Here is a 16,654-nt window from a genome sequence, read left to right as displayed (position 1 = left end):
GGCCGTGCCCCGCCCGGGCCGCCCGCCGACCTCCGTCACCGGTGACGGAGGCCGGACGAACCACCCGGGCGGGGCGAACCCGGCGTCAGCGGTCGAGCCGCCACTGCTGGCTCGGGTTCCCGGCGACGCAGACGTCCGTGATCACCCCGGCGCCCGGGGCGTTCGACCGCAGGTCGGCGCAGAGGCCGTTGTGGTTGCGCAGGGTGCCGTCACCCGGCGTGGTCCACTGCTGGCTGACGTGGCCGGCGTCGCACGCGACCATGATCAGCCGCGTCCCCGGGGCGTTCGAGCCCAGGTCGGCGCAGAGCTGGTTGGTGTTGACGAGCGAGCCGCCGGACAGCCCCCAGCGCTGGCTGACGAGGCTCTCGTCACAGACCACCACCATCATCGGCGTCTTCTCGGCGTTGGAGCCGAGGTCGGCGCAGAGGCCGTTGTGGTTGCGCAGGGTGCCGTCGCCCTTGAGGAACCACTGCTGGCTCACGTTGCCGGCGACGCACCCGGTGACGAGCAGCGGCGTGCCCGCGTCGTTGCTGCCGAGGTCGGCGCAGGCGCCGGCCGCCGTCCGCAGGGTGCCGTCGCCGGGGAACCGCCACTGCTGTTCCGGGACGGCCGCGCACGCGGCGGTCACGACGTCCGTCCCGGTCACGCCGAGGCAGCGCCCGTCCGGGGTCCGCACGGTGCCGTCGCCGGGCAGGGTCCACCGCTGCCCGGCCGCGTCCGGCGCGCAGACCGCGGTGGTCACCCGGGCACCGGCGGCGGTGCACAGGCCGTTGAAGTTGCGGATGGCGTACGGCGGGAGCTGCGCCCGGACCCAGTCCGCGATGTCGTCGAGCCGCGTTTCGGTGGTGCCGTGGCGGGTTTCGGTCTCCCCGATGCAGCCGTGCTGCCACGACGCGGCGTTGATCGCGACGAGCTCGGCCGTTCCGCCGGTCTCGCGCAGCGCCGGGCCGCCCGCGTCGCCCTTGCAGGTGGTCGCGCCGGCCGTGACGGCCAGCGTCGTGGCGGTGCTCGACTGCACGGTGAAGAGCGCGGTGGACAGCTTGTCCGGCACCCACTCGGTCGCGGTCCGGCCCCAGCCGGCGATCCGCAGCACCTCGCCGGCCCGCACCGGGCCCGCGGCGAGCGCGACCGGGGCGACGGTGAAGACGGGGGCGTCCAGCCGGGCCAGGACGAGGTTCCGGTCCGTCCGCGGCACGAGCGCGGTGACTCCGGCGGTCCGCCCGCCCACGGTCGCGGTGGCGGCCGACGGCGGCGGTCCCGCCGGAACCGAGTCGCCGAAGCAGGTCGACGCGGTCAGCACCCACTGCGGCGCGACCAGCGACCCGGTGCAGGCCCGGCCGGCGGTGTTCACCTTGGTGACGAACGAATACGTCCCCTCGGCGGCCTGGCTTCCCCCGGCGATCGCTCGGGCCGGCGCGGCGGCCAGGACCCCCGCCGCCGTCACGAGCGCAAGAACGCCCGAAATTCTTCTGAGCACGCGATTCCCCTCATCGGTGACGATGCCGGAAGGGATATCGCCGGGCCGGGTGGATCAGTACTTCGCGTGCCTGTGACGCCGATCACGCGTGGGCGCGCACCCAGTCCAGCAGGCCGGGCACCGTGCGCTCGACCATGCCGAGGACGTCTTCGAAGCCTTCGTCGCCGCCGTAGTAGGGGTCCGGGACCTCGGCGCCCTCGGGGGCCGACGGGTCGAACGACCGCAGCAGCCGCACCTTGCCCGGGTCGTCGACCCGCGCGCGCAGGAACTCGAGGTGCCCCTCGTCCGCGGCCAGCAGCAGATCGGCGGCGAGGTCCTCGTCGGAGACCTCGGACGCGACATGGGAGGTGGGGTAGCCGTGCGCCTTGAGCGTCGCGCGGGCCCGCTTGTCGGCGGGCTCCCCGGCGTGCCACGGACCGGTGCCGGCACTGGTGACGCGCACGGCGTCCCCGAGCCCGGCCGCGTCGAGCCCGGCCCGGAACACCAGCTCGGCCATCGGGGAACGGCAGATGTTGCCGGAGCAGACGAAGACGATGTGCGGCACGCCCCGAGGGTAACGACCGGCCACCCCGGCCGGGCCGCGAGGCCCGTGCGTAACCACCGGGTTCACCCGGTCACCCGCCCGCTCGGCGGTATCCGCGGCCGATGGCGCCCACTTAGCGTCGATCGGGCGAGGACGCGAACCGGAAGGAGAGCGATCATGCACGGGTGCTGCTCGAAGTGCACCGGTCAGGGCTGCGGCTGCTGCGGCAACTGCAACTGACCCCCACCCGGCGCCGCGGCGGCCCTGACGCCGCCGGGGCGCCCTAACCCGCCGTGCAGGTCGCCGACGTCGCCTCGGCGAGCGCCCGCACGTGCAGTGCGTCGAACCGGTGGAAGACGTCCACCACGTCCGCCGTCACCAGCTGCTGGATCGGGCACGTCCGCGCGGCCCGCGCCGGCACCGTCGCCGCCAGTTCCGTCAGCAACCCCGTGTTGAGCCCGTCGATCACCGGGCGGATCCGCGAGAGGTCCGGCCGCGGCGAAGGCACCTCCGACGGGTGCGCGTCCCAACGCGCGTAGAGGCCGCGCTGCACCAGCTTGTTCGCCTCGATCTGGGCGCGGAAGAACCGCACCGCGTCCGCCGGGGCGAGGCCGAGGCCCGGGGCGCGCGACGCCACCGAGTCGTAGATCTGCTGTTCCCGCACCGGGTCGTCGATCGGCGACGGCGTCCCGTACTTGGCCGCCGCCACCTGATCGGCGATCGCGACGCGCTGGGCCGCCAGGTCCGTGAGCCGCCACAACGACGGCTCCGAAGCCGATGCCGGGGCCGCGAAGAGCGGCGACGCGGCGAGGACCGCCGTCACCGTGACGAGCAAGGACCGAAGGCGCATGACCCGGAACGCTACATGCGAAAATCACCGCGTGCCCGCGCCTTCCGCCCTTTCCGAAGTCATCTCCGTGCTGGAACGGGCCTACCCGCCCGAACTCGCCGAGTCGTGGGACGCCGTCGGCCTCGTCTGCGGCGATCCCGCCGAACCCGTGCACCGCGTGCTGTTCTGCGTCGACCCCGTCGCCGAGACCGTCGACGAAGCCGTCGAGCTCGGCGCGCAGCTGATCGTGGCGCACCACCCGCTGCTGCTGCGCGGGGTGCACGGCGTCCCGGCCGACACCGCCAAGGGCTCGCTCGTCCACCGGATGATCCGCGAAGGCATCGCCCTCTACTGCGCGCACACCAACGCCGACTCCGCCGACCCTGGCGTCTCGGACGCCCTCGCGCAGGCGATCGGCCTTCGCGTCACCGGCCCCCTGGAGCCGAAAGCCGACGGCGTCACCGGCATCGGCCGGATCGGCGAGCTGCCCGAGCCCGAGCCGTTCGCGGTGTTCGTCCAGCGCGTCGCCGACGCCCTCCCGGCGACCGTGCCCGGTGTGCTCGGCGCGGGCGACGCCGACCGCCCGATCCGCACCGTCGCCGTCTCCGGCGGCGCCGGAGACTCCTACCTGAAGCAGGCCACCGAGGCCGGTGTCGACGCCTTCGTCACCGCCGACCTGCGGCATCACCCCGCCGGCGAGCACCTCGCCGGCCGCGGCCCGGTGCCCGCGCTGGTCGGACTGACCCACTGGGCCAGCGAGTGGCCCTGGTGCGGGCAAGCCTCGGCGCTCGTGGCGCAGGCGTTTGCGGGTAACGTCGACGTTCACGTCTCCACGCGGCGCACCGACCCGTGGAACGTCCGCGCCGAGCGCACATCGATCTAAGAGGAGCACCGTGAAGGCCGAACCCGCCGTGCAGCGCCAGTTGCTCGAGCTCGCCAAGGTGGACGCCGAGCTCTCGCGCACCGCGCACCGCCGTCGCACCCTGCCCGAGCTGGCCGAGATCGACGCGGGGGAGAAGACCGTCCGCGAGCGCCGCGACGCGCTCGTGTCGGTGGAGACCGCCGCCTCCGACCTCGACCGCGAGATCGCCCGGCAGGAGAAGGAGATCGAGTCGGTGCGCGCCCGCGAGGACCGCGACCGCAAGCTCCTGGCCTCCGGCACGGTGAACGCGAAGCAGATGACCGACATCGAGCACGAGCTGCAGTCGCTGGAGCGCCGCCAGAGCGCGCTGGAGGACGACCTGCTGGAGCTGATGGAGCAGCGCGAGGCCCTCGGCCTGGACGCGCAGCGCACCGGCGCCGAGGTCGACAAGGCCGAAGCCGAGGTCGCCGCCGCGATCGCCCGCCGCGACGAGGCGTTCAAGGACCTCGACACCACCCGCGCGCGCCGCGCCGAAGACCGCGAGAAGCTCGTGCCGCGCTTCCCGGAGCCGCTGCTCAAGCTGTACGAGCGCGTCCGCGAGCACAAGGGCATCGGGGCGGCGCTGCTGCGGGCCCGCCGCTGCGGCGCCTGCCAGCTGGAGCTGGACCGCAACACGGTCAGCGAGATCAAGGCCGCGCCGGAGGACGAAGTCATCCAGTGCGAGAACTGCGGCGCGATCCTGGTCCGGACCCTGGAGTCGGGTCTGTGACCTCGCACGTCATCGTCGAGGCCGACGGCGGCTCCCGCGGCAACCCCGGGCCGGCCGGCTACGGCGCCGTGGTGCGCGACGCCGACGGCGAAGTCCTCGCCGAGCGCAAGGAAAGCCTCGGCGTGGTCACCAACAACGTCGCCGAGTACAACGGCCTGATCGCCGGCCTGGCCGCCGCGGCCGAGCTGGGGGCGTCCACTGTGGACGTCCGGATGGACTCGAAGCTCGTGGTCGAGCAGATGTCCGGGCGCTGGAAGATCAAGCACCCGGACATGCAGCCGCTGGCCGAGCGGGCCAAGGAGCTGGCCGCCGGCTTCTCCCGCGTCAAGTACGAGTGGATCCCGCGCGCGCAGAACTCCCACGCCGACCGGCTGGCCAACGAGGCCATGGACGCGGCGACCGGCAAGCCCGCCGCGGGGCGCCCCGGAACCGCCGCCAAACCCCAGCTCCCGACGCGCAAGCCGGACCGCGCGACGGTGGCCTGGACGGGCGCGAAAGGCACCCCCACCCGGCTGCTCCTGCTCCGGCACGGCCAGACCGAGATGTCGGCGCTGCGCCGCTACTCCGGCCGCGGCGACGTCCCGCTCACCGAGCTGGGCCGGGCGCAGGCCGCCGCGGCCGCGAAGCGGCTGGCCGCGACCGAGGGCCTGGTCGTCGACGGCGAGGCCGTCCCGATCGTCTCCTCGCCGCTGACCCGCACGAAGCAGACCGCGCAGGCCGTCGCCGACGCGCTCGGCGGCCGCGTCGAGACCCACCCCGGCCTGATCGAGACCGACTTCGGCGAGTGGGAGGGCCTGACCTTCGCCGAAGCGGCCGACCGCGACCCCGAGCTGCACCGCTCCTGGCTCGGCGACAGCTCGGTGCCGCCGCCCGCCGGGGAGAGCTTCGACGTCGTCCACCGGCGGGTCCGCAAGGCCCGCGACGAGCTCATCGCCGAGCACGGCGGGAAGACGTTGGTGCTGGTCAGCCACGTGACGCCGATCAAGACACTGCTGCGGATGGGCCTCGACGCCGGCCCGCAGCTGCTCTTCCGGCTGCACCTGGATCTGGCGTCTCTGTCGATCGTCGAGTTCTACCCGGACGGGAACGCTTCGGTCCGCCTCGTCAACGACACCTCGCACCTGGCCTGACCGGCGAAAATGTGGGGTGGATCACGCTCAACACCGACGCGTGGCGGACCCCGGATGGGGTATTGGCTACAGTGTCTCGACCGCGTCGCCGCGGTGGCGGGTCTCGAAGATCGACCCAGTCAGGGGGCGCCAGCTCGCGCGTATCCCACCGGCAGAAGCCTGCGGGCGGAACAGTGACGAGGACATGACGGCTAGCGCACTCACCGAGACCTCCCCGAGCGACGTCCCCGAGGACCCGGCCACCACCACGGCCACCCGCGGCTGGGGCGCGCGCCTGGCGCCGGTGCTGGCCGTGCTCGCCGGCGTCGCGGCCGTGGCCGTGCACGCCACCCGGTACGGCCACTGGATCGTCGACGACGCCGCCATCACCTTCTCCTACGCCCGCAGCTTCGCCGACGGCCTCGGCCCGGTGCTGCAGCCGGGCGCGCCGCCGGTCGAGGGCTTCTCCGACCCGACGTGGATGGTGCTGCTCGGCCTCGGCAAGCTCGTCGGCCTGTTCGACCACGGCGCGATCTTCGGCATCCCGGACTACGTGTTGTTCCCGAAGGCGCTGGGCCTGCTGTTCACCGGCGGCGTCCTGACGGCCTGCCACATCGCCGCGAAGCAGATCTTCACGCGCTTCGCGTGGCTGGCGACGCTGATCGCGGGCCTGACCCTGGCGACGATCCCGTCGTACGTCATCTGGGTCGTGTCCGGCCTGGAGAACTCGCTGTTCGCGTTCGCGGTCGTCACCCTCGGCGTGACGCTGTTCGTCGCGGTGCGCAAGGACCGGCTCCTGACCCCCAAGGTCGCGCTCTGGGCCGGGGTCATGGTGGCGTTCGCCGCGCTGACCCGCCCGGAAGGCCTGATCTACGCGGGCGCGTACCCCCTGGCGGCGCTGTTCCTGCTGCGCTCGGGGCTGTTCTGGAAGAGCTTCCGGCTCGCCCTGCTGTCGGTGGCGGCGTTCGCGGTGCCGTTCGGCGCGTACGTCGTCTGGCGCCACGCGGAGTTCGGGCGGCTACTGGCCAACCCGTCGGTGGCCAAGCAGCAGGGCCTGCCCGGCTTCGACGCGGTCAAGCGGCCGTTCGAGCTGGTCGGCTACGCGGGCTGGGCCGGCGTCATCGCGTTGGCGCTGGTGATCGTGTTCGCGCTGGTCAAGGCCCCGTGGCGGCGGTCGCTGATCGCGCTGCTGGTGCCGCTGGGGCTGGGGATCGTCGCGTACGGCGTGATGGTCGCCGACTGGATGTACCAGCACCGGTTCGCCAGCCCGATCTGGGCGCTGGCGGTGATCGCGGGCACGCTGTCGGCCGGCGAGCTGCTGCGCCACCGGCAGGTACTGCTGCGCGCGGGGATCGTCGTGGTGCTGGTGGGCGCGTTCGTCCCGTCGGCGGTCGGGTTCGCGGCCGCGGCGGACAAGTTCGCGAAGAACCCGAACATCACGGCGTGCCTGGTGGCCGACCGCTTCGGCCGCGGCTTCAACACGTACGCGGACATCCTGGGCCTGCAGAAGGCGTCGCTGCTGCTGCCGGACCTCGGCGGTTCGTCGATGACCAGCCGGCTCGAGCTGGTCGACATGGCGGGCCTGGTCAACAAGCCGATCGCGGACCTGGTCCACGACAACGACCTGGCGGGCCTGCGCAACTACGTGTTCGACACGGTCAAGCCGACGTTCATCCACTCGTGGGGCCCCTGGGCGGCGGGCAACGGCATCGCACTGGACCCGCGCCTCGACCGCGACTACGTGCTGATCTATTCATCGCCGATCGAGGGCCTGCGCAACGGAGACTGGGTCCGCCGAGACGCGGTGACGGACCCGGCCAAGCTGAAGGCGGCCCAGGAGTATGCGGCGAAGACGATCCCGGCCGTGGCGGCCGACCGCTTCGGCGGCCCCCTCGACGACTGCGGGGCGACGATGAAGCCGGGCCAGACGATCACCATGCCCAGCTGACCCTGCTCTCACCGCCGGTCCCCGGCGCGCCTCTGGCCGGAGTGGTTGAGCCCGGAACCGCCGACCACCCGGGACCCGGCTCCGATCACGTGAGATCCGGTCTCAACTATGCGAGTTACCCGCTCGGTCCCACGTGATGCCCCGCGGAGCCCGCGTGACGCCGCTCCGGTCCCGTGTGGTGCCGCTCCGGTTCCGCGGATGTCCCGCCGTGCGTGTGGTGGTTCTTCAGGCTGGCGTGATGCCGCTCCAGCCACGCGTGAGGCCCGCCAGGCCCGCGCGTCATGTCCCTTCGCGCCCCGCCACCGGGCCACGCAAGCCCAGCCGGCGTCCACTTCGGACTCCGGCCCGCGGGGGCGCCCCCCGTTTTCCACGCTACCCGGTGGCACCGACAAAATCGGGCCGCGGTTAGCGTGAACGCGTGAATCTCCTCGCGGGCGCGGCCAGCCTGCTGCTCCTCGCCGGTGTGCTCGTCTTCGCCATCGTCCGGCCGCGGGGGTGGCCCGAAGCCGTTGCCGCCGTTCCCGCTGCCGGGGTTGCCCTCCTCCTCGGACTGGTGCACCCCGCCGCCGCCGGGGAGCGGGCGGTGGAAATCCTGCCCACGCTGGGGTTTCTGGCCGCTATCCTGCTTTTGTCCTTTTTGGCCAGTGTCGACGGCGTCTTCGCCTGGCTCGGCAACCGGCTCGCCGAGGCGTGCCACGGCCGGCCGCGGCGGCTGCTCGTGCTCACCTTCGCCGCCGCCGCCGGGGTCACCGCGATCCTCAGCCTGGACGCCACCGTCGTGCTGCTCACCCCCGTCGTCCTCGCCACCGCCACCAGCCTCGAACTGCCCGCGCGGCCGCACGTCTACGCCTGCGCGCACCTGGCCAACTCGGCGTCGACGCTGCTGCCCGTCTCCAACCTGACCAACCTGCTCGCCTTCGCCGCGTCCGGGCTGACCTTCGCCGGGTTCACCGCGCTGATGGCCCTGCCGTGGCTCGTCACCATCGGCCTCGAACTGCTCGTCTTCCTCCGGTTCTTCAAGGCCGACCTGCGGCCGCGGGAGACGCCCGAACCGCGGCAGCACCTGGAGACGCCGACCTTCTCGCTCGTCGTCCTCGGGCTGACGCTCGCCGGGTTCGCCGTCGGGCAGCTCGGGCACGTCGAACCCGGCTGGATCGCCGCGCTGGCCGCGCTCGTCCTCGGCGTGCGTGCGCTCGCGCAGGGCAAGATCCGGCCGTGGCAGCTGGTCACCGAGGCCGCGCCGCAGCTGTGCCTGTTCGTGCTCGGCCTGGCCGTCGTGGTCGAGGCCGTGTCGGAGCACGTCCTCGGCGGCGTGCTGCGTGACGTCCTGCCGACGTCCACCGGCCTGGTCGACCTCCTGATCGCCGCCGGGGTGGCCGCGCTGCTGGCCAACCTGGTCAACAACCTGCCCGCCACGCTGATCCTGCTGTCGGTGCTGGGCGCGCACCCGGCGCCGGGCGTGCTGCTGGCGGTGCTGCTCGGCGTCAACATCGGCCCGAACGCGAGTTACCTCGGCTCCCTGGCCACCCTGCTCTGGCGCCGGACGCTCCCGAAGCCGCCCTCCTTCAAGACGTTCCACGTCCTCGGGGCGCTCACGACCCCGCTGTGCCTGGCCGCGGCCACCGTCGCGCTCTGGCTGGGCTTGGGACTCGCGGGCTGACCGCGCTCAGCGGCCGTCCACCCGCTGGGACGACTTCGCCAGCGCGCCACCGAGCTCCGCCCGCCCGGGGATCCCCAGCTTCCGGTACGCCCCGGACAGGTGCAGCTCCACCGTCCGCCGCGTCAGGTGCAACGCCGTCGCGATCTCGCGGTTCGTCAGGCCCTGCGCCGCCATCACCGCGATCCGGTTCTCCTGCCGGGTCAGCCCGTGCTCGTTGTCCTTTGCCGGCGTCAGCGCCCGCCGCGCCGAGCGCAGCTCCTCGGCCGCCCGGCGGGCCAGCGGCCGCGCCCCGCACTGCTCGCTGAGCTCCACCGCCTGCCGCAGCGTCTCGATCGCCTTCTCCGACTGACCGTGCCGGGCCTGCAGCGTCCCCAGCTCCGTCAGCGCCGTCGCCAGCTGCAACCGCGCCGGGGACGACCGCAGCGTCGTGATCGCCTTCTGCAACGCCCGCTCGGCTTCGTCGTCCTCCCGGACCAGCCCCAGTGTCGTCAACGCCGTCCCGAGCGGCCGCGCCGCGCCCCAGCGGGCCGACGCGTTGATGTCCTCTTCGGCCAGACGGGCCGCGTCGTCGGTCTGGCCCAGCGCCAGCGCCGCGCGCGCCGCGTGGGCCCGCCACGGCACGAACCCCGGGAACCGCATGCCGTGGTGCGCCAGGCGGCGGCCGCAGCTCAGCAGGTCCTCGAACCCGAAGCGCGTGTACCCCGTCGCGACGCGCAGTCGCCCGCGCGCGTAAAGCAGGTACGTGTGCGTGAACAAGCCCTGGCTGGCGACGAAGTCCATCCGGTCCAGCAGGGACGTCGCCGCCTCGAACCGGCCCAGGTCCACCCAGCATTCGACGAGCTTCGCCGCGCACAGGACGCCGACCGGGCACGTCGTCGTCGCGCCGCGCTCGTCGAAGCGGCGCAGCAGCGACTCGAAGTGGACGCTCGCGCGCTGCAGGTCGCCGCTGGCCTGCAGGGCGATCCCGCGGGCCAGGGTGGGGAGCGCGCCGTGCGGCACGTGGACGTCCCAGGGCTCGCGCTCGACGTCGAGGACCCGGCACAGCCGGTCGACGTGGGCCGGCTCGTCCGCGAGCACCGCCGTGGCCAGCGTGAAGAAGTAGTGCTGCTCGAACAGGTCGCCGTCGTCGCCCGCCACCCCTCGGGGGCTCCGGGTGGCGGCGCCCTCGGCCTGCGGCGAAGCCCCGGCTTGGCTCAGCGCGTCGGCGAAGTGGCCGATGGCGTCCTGCGCCGACTCGCCGCTGCGGACCGCGTCCAGCGCCAGCAGCGCCGAGCGGCTCCGCTGGGCCGCCGGGTCGGTCAGCGGTGCCCACTGCTCCTCGAAGTCGCGGAACTCCGGGGGCGGGCCGAGCCGGCTGCCGGCCTCGGCGAGGTAGGTCATGCACAGCAGCGGCCACACCGCGTCCGGGCCGCCCGCGTCGAGCCGCGCCGCGATCTGGCCCGCCGCGCTGATCCCGAGCCGGGCGTCCTGGCCGCCGCACAGCGACAGCAGCATCGCGGTGGCGATGTACGCGGCCGTCTCGCGGTTGCCGACCGTGTCGACGGCTTCCCGCACCCGCTTCGCCGCGGCGGGCGGGTCGAACTGGAACTCCGCGTGCGCGAGCTGCAGCAGCACGGCCATCCGGCGCCCGGACGTCAGCCGCTCCTCCAGCGCCCGGCGCAGGTGCCGCGCGGCCAGCTCGGGCCGTCCGGAGAACACGGCGTCGCGCGCGCTCAGCCGCAGCACGTCCACCGCCCACGGGATCCGGATCGACGGCGCTTCCAGCAGGTGGGCGGCCACGCGCTCGGGCAGCGCCCCCGCCTCGGTCAGCAGCTTCGCCGCCCGCGAGTGGTTGACCGCCCGCGTCGTGTGCGGCATGTCCTTGAGCACGGAGTTGCGGACGAAGGAGTAGGTCAGCGTCGGCTGGTCGCTGTTGGTCAGCACGTGCAGCCGGACCAGGGTGTCGATCGCTTGCAGCGCGTCGAGCTCGTCGACGCCGGCCAGCCGGGCCAGCAGGTCGAAGCCGGCGTCCTCGCCGAGGATCGCCGCCGCGTGCAGGATGGCCGGCGCGTGCGGGAACTCCTGCACCCGCGTGGTGAGCACCTGCCCGATCAGCGACGAGCCGAGCTCGTGCGGGTCCGCGCCGGGCAGCAGCCGCGGCCGCAGCGCCTGCAGCAGCACCGGGTTGCCGCCGGTCGCCTCGCGGCAGGCGGAGGCCAGCTCGCCGGGGGCGAGGCCGAGGACCTCCGCCGCGGCCGCGTCGCCGAGGCCGTTCAGCGTGACCGTGAGCGGGGTGCTCCCCACCATGTCCAGCAGCGCGACCTCGCGGTGCTGCGGGTAGCCGACGACCGACGTCAGGACGACCAGCACCGGCAGGTCGAGCACGCGGCTGCGGAGGTAGGCCAGGCACCGCATGGACCAGGCGTCGGCCAGGTGGATGTTGTCGATGCCGAGGAACAGCGGACCGCGGTCGGTGGCGTCGCGGACGATCCGGAAGAAGAGGTCGAGCGCTTCGCTCTCGCCGGCCGCGCCGCACAGCTCGGCGACGGGCGGGCGCGGAGGCGCGCCGGGCTCCTCGAGCGCGTCGGCCAGCTGCCGGACGACCCCGCCGGCCAAGTGACTCTCCAGCCGCGACCCGGTGGCCGTCGCGATGGTGAAGCCCGCGTCCGCGGCCAGCGCCGCGGTGGTCCGCAGGGTGGCGCTCTTGCCCATGCCGAACTCCCCGGCCAGCACCGCGTTGGCGGCCGTGCCGCCCAGGACGGCCGGGAAGAGACCGGTCAGGCGGCCGAGCTCGGGCTCGCGGCCGGGGAGCCGCGGGGCGGGACGCTTCGGTACCGAAGCCCCGCTGGCGGGGTGCTCGGGATTTACTTCGGTATCCACCGTAAGGACTTTCATGTTGGGTTGGGGCAGACTACTGGAAACCGGCCGACCACGGGAGAGACCGCGGTGCGCGGCCGGTACCGGCCACGACCTGACCAGGGGAGACGATGGACGCAGGGCTTGCGAACCGGATCTTCCCGACCACCGGCCGGTGCGCGCAGAGGGCGGTGACATCCGCGGCTTCGCCGCGGGCCGGGGGCTCTGCCACCCGGACCCCCGCAAGATTCGTTGCGGCCACGCCGAGCGCCAGCAGCAGGAGCGGGCCGGCCGCGGGCCCCCGCAGGGCCGCCGAGCCCGCCGACTTCCGGCGCCGGGCCGCCCCGTCGCCCGGCGGCAGGTAGCCCAGCCGCACGGCTTCGGCCAGCGCGCCGGCCACCGGGGTGAACCCGGCGACCCGGCCCCGGCAGCGGGCGCAGCTCCGCAAGTGGGCTTCGAACTCTTCCGGATCGTCGTGGACACCGAGCCCGTAGGCCGCGGTGTCCCCCTTCCGCCCGCTCATCGGATCGCCACTTCCCCGAGCGCTTTCCGCAATTGCCGCATCGCCGTGTACAACCGCGATTTGACAGTTCCCTCGGGAATTCCGAGAATTTCCGCCGCCTGCCGAACGGTATTTCCCGCGAGATAAGTCTCGTAGATGACCGACTGATATTTGGCGTCCAGTTCCCGCAATGCCCGAGTAATCGTTAGCGCCGCTAACGAGCTGTCCGTGCGGTCCGTGGACTCGGCGTTTTCCGGGATCTCCAGAGCGACCTCCTGCGGGCGGACGCGGCGATTCCTCCAGCCGTCGATGACGATCCGCCGGGCCACCGTGAGCAGCCATCCGCGCAGCATTCCGGGCTCGCGTTCGAGCGTCGCGGAGTGCTGCCAGGCCCGGATCATGGTCTCCTGCACCACGTCTTCGGTCCACTGGCGATCATGGTTGGTCAGGGCCAGGACCTGCGCAAACAGGGTGGCTCGGAAGTCTTTGTAGAGCAGCGGGACGAGGTCGTCCCCCGCCGCGGGGCCGGTGTCGACCGCTGTCGCGGACGACGCGTAGCCGACCTGGCCGCGACTTTCTCTTCCTGCTGCTTCCATAAAGCTCGCAACCTCACCTGACTGGCGGACCGTAGGGTCATCGGAGCGTAGCGCAAAATCACTTAATAGGCCATATGCATCAGTTTCACGGCTCAATTCGATGCAGCGTCGGCGAGTGTCACCACCGGCCGGTTCACAATGTGTCTTGTGATACAGGTCACAGGTCACTAAAAGGTGACGGAGAGAACCGGATCACACTCCTGCCCCGTACCAGGAGATGAGGACTCCTTTGCGAAGGGACAACGGGGATGCCGCTCCGATTCGTGGCGTTGCTGGCCGCCGCGGCCGCGCTGTTGCTGGGCTGTGCCGGGCCGGCGTCGGCCGGGGAACTGCAGCAGTCCGACCGCGCCCTGCTGACCCGGCTCAAGCAGCACACGCTGTGGGCCGTGCCGTCGAGCAGGCTCGCCGTCGAGCGGGCCACCAACCGCCGCGTGCGCGCCGTCGCCGTCCGCATCGCCGACGACCAAGCCCGCCTCGACGTCGCCCTGCGCGCCGTCGCCGACCGGCTCGCCGTCACCCTGCCGGGGGAGCCGACCGACCGGGAGCGCGGCTGGGCCGACGAGATCGCCGCCGACTCCGGCGACACGTTCGACCGCGCCTACGTCAACCGCCTCCGCGCCGAGTACGGCACGCTCTTCGGGCTCGCCTCCGACGTCCGCGCGGGCACCCGCGACGACGACGTCCGCGCGTTCGCCCAGACCGCCGTCGACACCTCGCTCGGGCACCTGACCCTGCTCGAGAGCACCGGGCTCGCCGAAACCACGTCCCTGCTCGTCTCCGCCACCGAGGACGACACCCTCGGCGGCGGCGCCATCGCCGCCGGTGCCGTTCTCGTGGCCCTCGCCGCCGTCGCCACGTTCGGCCTGCTCCGCCTGCTCGGAACCCCCGGCAGGACCTCGCCGCGCCCCCGGAGGTAAGCCGCTCCATGTCCCCCCACGCCGCGCTGATCCCGGTGTCGCCGCACGACACCGGGATCGCCGAGGCCGCCACGCTGTCCGGCCGCCTCACCTACCTCTGCATGTGCCTGACGCTGTGCTGGGGCGTCCTCGCCGCGACCGGCTGGGTCCGCCGGTTCAGCGGCCAGGACGCGATCCGCACCGGGCACGTCGTGCTCGCCGCGTTCACCCTCGCCACCGGCACCCTGCACGGGCTGACCTTCCTCTTCCTGGAGGACGACCCGTTCGGCGTCGCCGACCTCCTCCTGCCCTTCTACGACGGCACGCCCCGGCACGCGCTGGGCATCGCCGGCCTCGAGCTCGTCATCGCCGTGTCGGTGACCGCGGCCCTGCGCCGCGGCACCCGCGAAGGCCGCTGGCTGCGGTTCCACCAGGTGGGGTACCTCGCCATCGGCCTGCTCGCCGTGCACGCGTGGCTCGGCGCCATCGCGAGCGGGCACCTCGCCGTCGTCTGGCTGGCCGGCATCACGCTGCTCGTCCCGCCGGTGCTGCTGTCGGTGCTGCGCGTGCTGCCCGCCGAGGCGCTGGCCCGCGTGGGCCTGGTCGCGCGGCCGCCCGCGGGGGACGGCCCGGAGCCGGCCACCGTGCGCGTCGACGTCGACAGCCAGCGCTGTCACGCCTACGGGGTCTGCCAGTCCGAAGCGCCCCAGGTCTTCCAGCTCGGCCAGGACGGGCAGCTCGCCTACGAGAGGCGCCCGGAAGCCCAGCTCGTCCCGAACGTCCAGGCCGCCGCGCGCGCCTGCCCCATGAGAGCCATCCACCTGTTGGGAGCCACCCGATGAGCGAACGCATCGTCATCGCCGGAGCCGGCCTGGCCGGCCTGCGCGCGGCCGAACGGCTGCGCGAACTCGGGTTCGACGGCGAAGTCGTCGTCCTCGGCGCCGAACCCGACATCGCCTACCACCGCCCCGCGCTGTCCAAGCAGCTGCTCACCGGGGCGGTCAGCCGCGCCGACACGCTGCTCGCCGACCCCCTGGAGGTCGACGCCGAATGGCGCTTCGGCACGCCGGTCACCGGGCTCTCGCCGAACCGTCAGGTCGTCCACCTCCGCGACGAAGAACTCCACTACGACGGCCTGATCGTCGCCACCGGCGTCGAACCGCGCCGGATGCCCGGCGCGCCGCACGGCCACCCGCGCGTGGTCGTCGTCCGCACCCTCTCCGACACGATCGCCCTCCAGCGCGCCCTCGCCTCCAACCCGGGCCCGGTCGCCGTGATCGGCGACGGCTTCATCGGCTGCGAAGTCGCCTCCAGCCTGCGCGAGATGAACCGCGAGGTCGTCCTCTTCGGACGGCAGCGCGCCCTCCTGGCCGACGTCCTCGGGCCCGACATCGGCGACTGGCTCACGGCGCTGCACACCGCCCGCGGCGTCCACCTCGAACTCGGCACCACGATCCGCCGCTGGCGGCCCGCGCCCACGCACGTCGGTCTCGAGTTCGCCGACGGCCGCGCCCTCGAGGCCGCCTGCGTCGTGGTCGCGGTCGGCAGCGTCCCGGCGGTGTCCTGGCTGCGCGGCGCCAAGCTGCCGCTCGACGACGGCGTCGTCTGCGCGCCGACCTGCCACGTGGTCGGCTCGTCGACGATCGTCGCGGCCGGCGACGTCGCCCGCTGGCCCAACCTCCGCTTCGACAGCGCACCGCACCGGGAGGAGCACTGGCTCAACGCCGTGGAGATGAGCCGCGCGGCCGCCGAGAACCTCCTGGCCGGGCCGCAGGGGGCCCCGGCCTACACGCCGGTGCCGCGCTACTGGTCCGAGCAGCACGGCGTCCGGATCCAGGTCGCCGGCCGGCCGTCGCTGGCCACCGACACGGTGCTGCTGGAGTCCCCGGTCCCGGGCACCCGGCCGATCACCGGCTTCGTCCGCCAGGGCCGGCTCGTCGGCCTGATCGGCCTCGACAGCCCGGCCGCCGTCCTGCACTGGACCGCGGAACTGGCCCGCCAGCACCCGGCGCCCGCCGAGTCCCCGCCCCCGGCCCGGCCCCGCCGCCGCAGCGAGGCGGTGGCCGGTCACTGAGCCGCGCTGGGCTACGATCCAGCCTGCGGACGAGCTGGCAGGGCGGTCGCGGGCCGGGGCGACCCGGCCCGAGGAAAGTCCGGACTCCGCAGGGCAGGGTGGTTGCTAACGGCAACCCGGGGCGACCCGCGGGAAAGTGCCACAGAAAACAGACCGCCCCCGCCTCGGCGGGGGTAAGGGTGAAACGGTGGTGTAAGAGACCACCAGCGTCCCGGGCGACCGGGACGGCTAGGTAAACCCCACCCGGAGCAAGGCCAAGAGGGAGCGCGAGCTCCTGCGCAGGCGTTCGAGGACGGCCCGTCCGAGCCTGCGGGTAGGCCGCTGGAGCCTGCCGGCGACGGCAGGCCGAGATGGATGGCCGCCGCCCCGCGAGCCGCAAGGCGACCGGGGAACAGGATCCGGCTTACATGCCAGCTCGTCCGCCCACCCCGTGCTCAAAGGGTCAACACGCGTGTTTAGAGGGTCGACACGCGTGCTTGAAGGGTCGACACGCGTGTTTGGCCGCGAAGCTCGTCGAAGACCAGGCGGTCAGTTCTTCGGCCAGCGGCGTCACCGAGCCGTCCGCCTCGTCGAG

14 protein-coding genes and 1 other RNA gene are annotated in these 16,654 nt (G+C 73.4%); 9 read left to right on the top strand and 6 right to left on the bottom strand.

All coding sequences use genetic code 11. The features are described from left to right. Positions 1-85: 85 nt before the first annotated feature. From ACWDN5_RS11600 to ACWDN5_RS11590, 3 genes are all read right to left on the bottom strand, one after another. Positions 86-1,477, bottom strand: a complete 1,392-nt coding sequence (locus ACWDN5_RS11600) for a ricin-type beta-trefoil lectin domain protein (RefSeq protein ID WP_449676161.1) — start codon at positions 1,475-1,477, stop codon at positions 86-88. 82 nt (positions 1,478-1,559) lie between these two features. Continuing rightward, on the bottom strand, positions 1,560-2,021 hold the full coding sequence (locus ACWDN5_RS11595; protein WP_310970695.1) for a low molecular weight protein-tyrosine-phosphatase: 462 nt from the start codon (positions 2,019-2,021) through the stop codon (positions 1,560-1,562). A gap of 262 nt (positions 2,022-2,283) precedes the next feature. After that, entirely contained in the window at positions 2,284-2,850 is a 567-nt protein-coding gene (locus ACWDN5_RS11590; protein ID WP_449676160.1) for a chorismate mutase, read from the bottom strand. 31 nt (positions 2,851-2,881) lie between these two features. Between ACWDN5_RS11590 and ACWDN5_RS11585 the strand changes: the two genes are divergently transcribed. The 5 genes from ACWDN5_RS11585 to ACWDN5_RS11565 all read left to right on the top strand — a co-directional run bounded on the left by ACWDN5_RS11585 (position 2,882) and on the right by ACWDN5_RS11565 (position 9,177). Beyond that, positions 2,882-3,712 (top strand): Nif3-like dinuclear metal center hexameric protein, encoded by an 831-nt coding sequence (locus tag ACWDN5_RS11585; RefSeq protein ID WP_310970692.1) that lies wholly within the window; start codon positions 2,882-2,884, stop codon positions 3,710-3,712. A 10-nt stretch (positions 3,713-3,722) separates the two neighbouring features. Further along, positions 3,723-4,460, top strand: coding sequence for a zinc ribbon domain-containing protein (locus ACWDN5_RS11580; protein WP_310970690.1), 738 nt, complete (start codon positions 3,723-3,725; stop codon positions 4,458-4,460). Next, positions 4,457-5,590, top strand: a complete 1,134-nt coding sequence (locus tag ACWDN5_RS11575) for a bifunctional RNase H/acid phosphatase (protein ID WP_449676157.1) — start codon at positions 4,457-4,459, stop codon at positions 5,588-5,590. The genes ACWDN5_RS11580 and ACWDN5_RS11575 overlap by 4 nt, the downstream gene beginning before the upstream one ends. A 184-nt stretch (positions 5,591-5,774) precedes the next feature. Further along, entirely contained in the window at positions 5,775-7,517 is a 1,743-nt protein-coding gene (locus tag ACWDN5_RS11570) for a hypothetical protein (protein ID WP_449676156.1), read from the top strand. A 418-nt stretch (positions 7,518-7,935) separates the two neighbouring features. Next, positions 7,936-9,177 carry an SLC13 family permease gene (locus tag ACWDN5_RS11565; protein ID WP_449676155.1) on the top strand — a complete coding sequence of 414 codons (1,242 nt, stop codon included), beginning with the start codon at positions 7,936-7,938 and terminating at the stop codon, positions 9,175-9,177. 6 nt (positions 9,178-9,183) lie between these two features. Here ACWDN5_RS11565 and ACWDN5_RS11560 read toward each other — a convergent pair whose 3' ends face one another. From ACWDN5_RS11560 to ACWDN5_RS11550, 3 genes are read right to left on the bottom strand one after another with little or no spacing between them, the layout of a single operon-like run. Next, entirely contained in the window at positions 9,184-12,036 is a 2,853-nt protein-coding gene (locus tag ACWDN5_RS11560; protein WP_449676153.1) for an AAA family ATPase, read from the bottom strand. A 31-nt stretch (positions 12,037-12,067) separates the two neighbouring features. Next, entirely contained in the window at positions 12,068-12,535 is a 468-nt protein-coding gene (locus ACWDN5_RS11555) for a hypothetical protein (protein ID WP_310970683.1), read from the bottom strand. Next, positions 12,532-13,110, bottom strand: a complete 579-nt coding sequence (locus ACWDN5_RS11550; protein ID WP_310970682.1) for a sigma-70 family RNA polymerase sigma factor — start codon at positions 13,108-13,110, stop codon at positions 12,532-12,534. Before ACWDN5_RS11550 ends, ACWDN5_RS11555 begins: the two co-directional genes overlap by 4 nt. A 248-nt stretch (positions 13,111-13,358) precedes the next feature. On the opposite strand from ACWDN5_RS11550, the gene ACWDN5_RS11545 reads away from it, so the two are divergent. From ACWDN5_RS11545 to rnpB, 4 genes are all read left to right on the top strand, one after another. Next, the gene (locus tag ACWDN5_RS11545; RefSeq protein WP_449676152.1) at positions 13,359-14,027 is read left to right on the top strand and encodes a DUF4142 domain-containing protein; all 669 of its coding nucleotides are present in this window, start codon (positions 13,359-13,361) and stop codon (positions 14,025-14,027) included. A gap of 8 nt (positions 14,028-14,035) precedes the next feature. After that, positions 14,036-14,848, top strand: a complete 813-nt coding sequence (locus ACWDN5_RS11540; protein WP_449676151.1) for a 4Fe-4S domain-containing protein — start codon at positions 14,036-14,038, stop codon at positions 14,846-14,848. Continuing rightward, positions 14,845-16,080: an NAD(P)/FAD-dependent oxidoreductase gene (locus ACWDN5_RS11535; protein WP_310970677.1), complete on the top strand. Its 1,236-nt coding sequence runs from the start codon at positions 14,845-14,847 to the stop codon at positions 16,078-16,080. Before ACWDN5_RS11540 ends, ACWDN5_RS11535 begins: the two co-directional genes overlap by 4 nt. Before the next feature lie 30 nt (positions 16,081-16,110). Next, positions 16,111-16,502: RNase P RNA component class A (gene rnpB, locus ACWDN5_RS11530), an RNA gene on the top strand. The last annotated feature ends 152 nt before the right edge of the window (positions 16,503-16,654 follow it).

The sequence above is a fragment of the Amycolatopsis sp. NPDC003731 genome, assembly GCF_053586895.1.
Note: the sequence above shows the minus strand (reverse complement) of the source record. Positions and strands in the feature narration are given on the sequence as shown.

Bases quoted from the DNA above. Each gene is read 5' to 3' on its own strand.
- ACWDN5_RS11535 (WP_310970677.1), top strand. From the start codon at position 14,845: ATGAGCGAACGCATCGTCATCGCCGGAGCCGGCCTGGCCGGCCTGCGC.
- ACWDN5_RS11550 (WP_310970682.1), bottom strand. From the start codon at position 13,110: ATGGAAGCAGCAGGAAGAGAAAGTCGCGGCCAGGTCGGCTACGCGTCG.
- ACWDN5_RS11555 (WP_310970683.1), bottom strand. From the start codon at position 12,535: ATGAGCGGGCGGAAGGGGGACACCGCGGCCTACGGGCTCGGTGTCCAC.
- ACWDN5_RS11540 (WP_449676151.1), top strand. From the start codon at position 14,036: ATGTCCCCCCACGCCGCGCTGATCCCGGTGTCGCCGCACGACACCGGG.
- ACWDN5_RS11570 (WP_449676156.1), top strand. From the start codon at position 5,775: ATGACGGCTAGCGCACTCACCGAGACCTCCCCGAGCGACGTCCCCGAG.
- ACWDN5_RS11545 (WP_449676152.1), top strand. From the start codon at position 13,359: ATGCCGCTCCGATTCGTGGCGTTGCTGGCCGCCGCGGCCGCGCTGTTG.
- ACWDN5_RS11590 (WP_449676160.1), bottom strand. From the start codon at position 2,850: ATGCGCCTTCGGTCCTTGCTCGTCACGGTGACGGCGGTCCTCGCCGCG.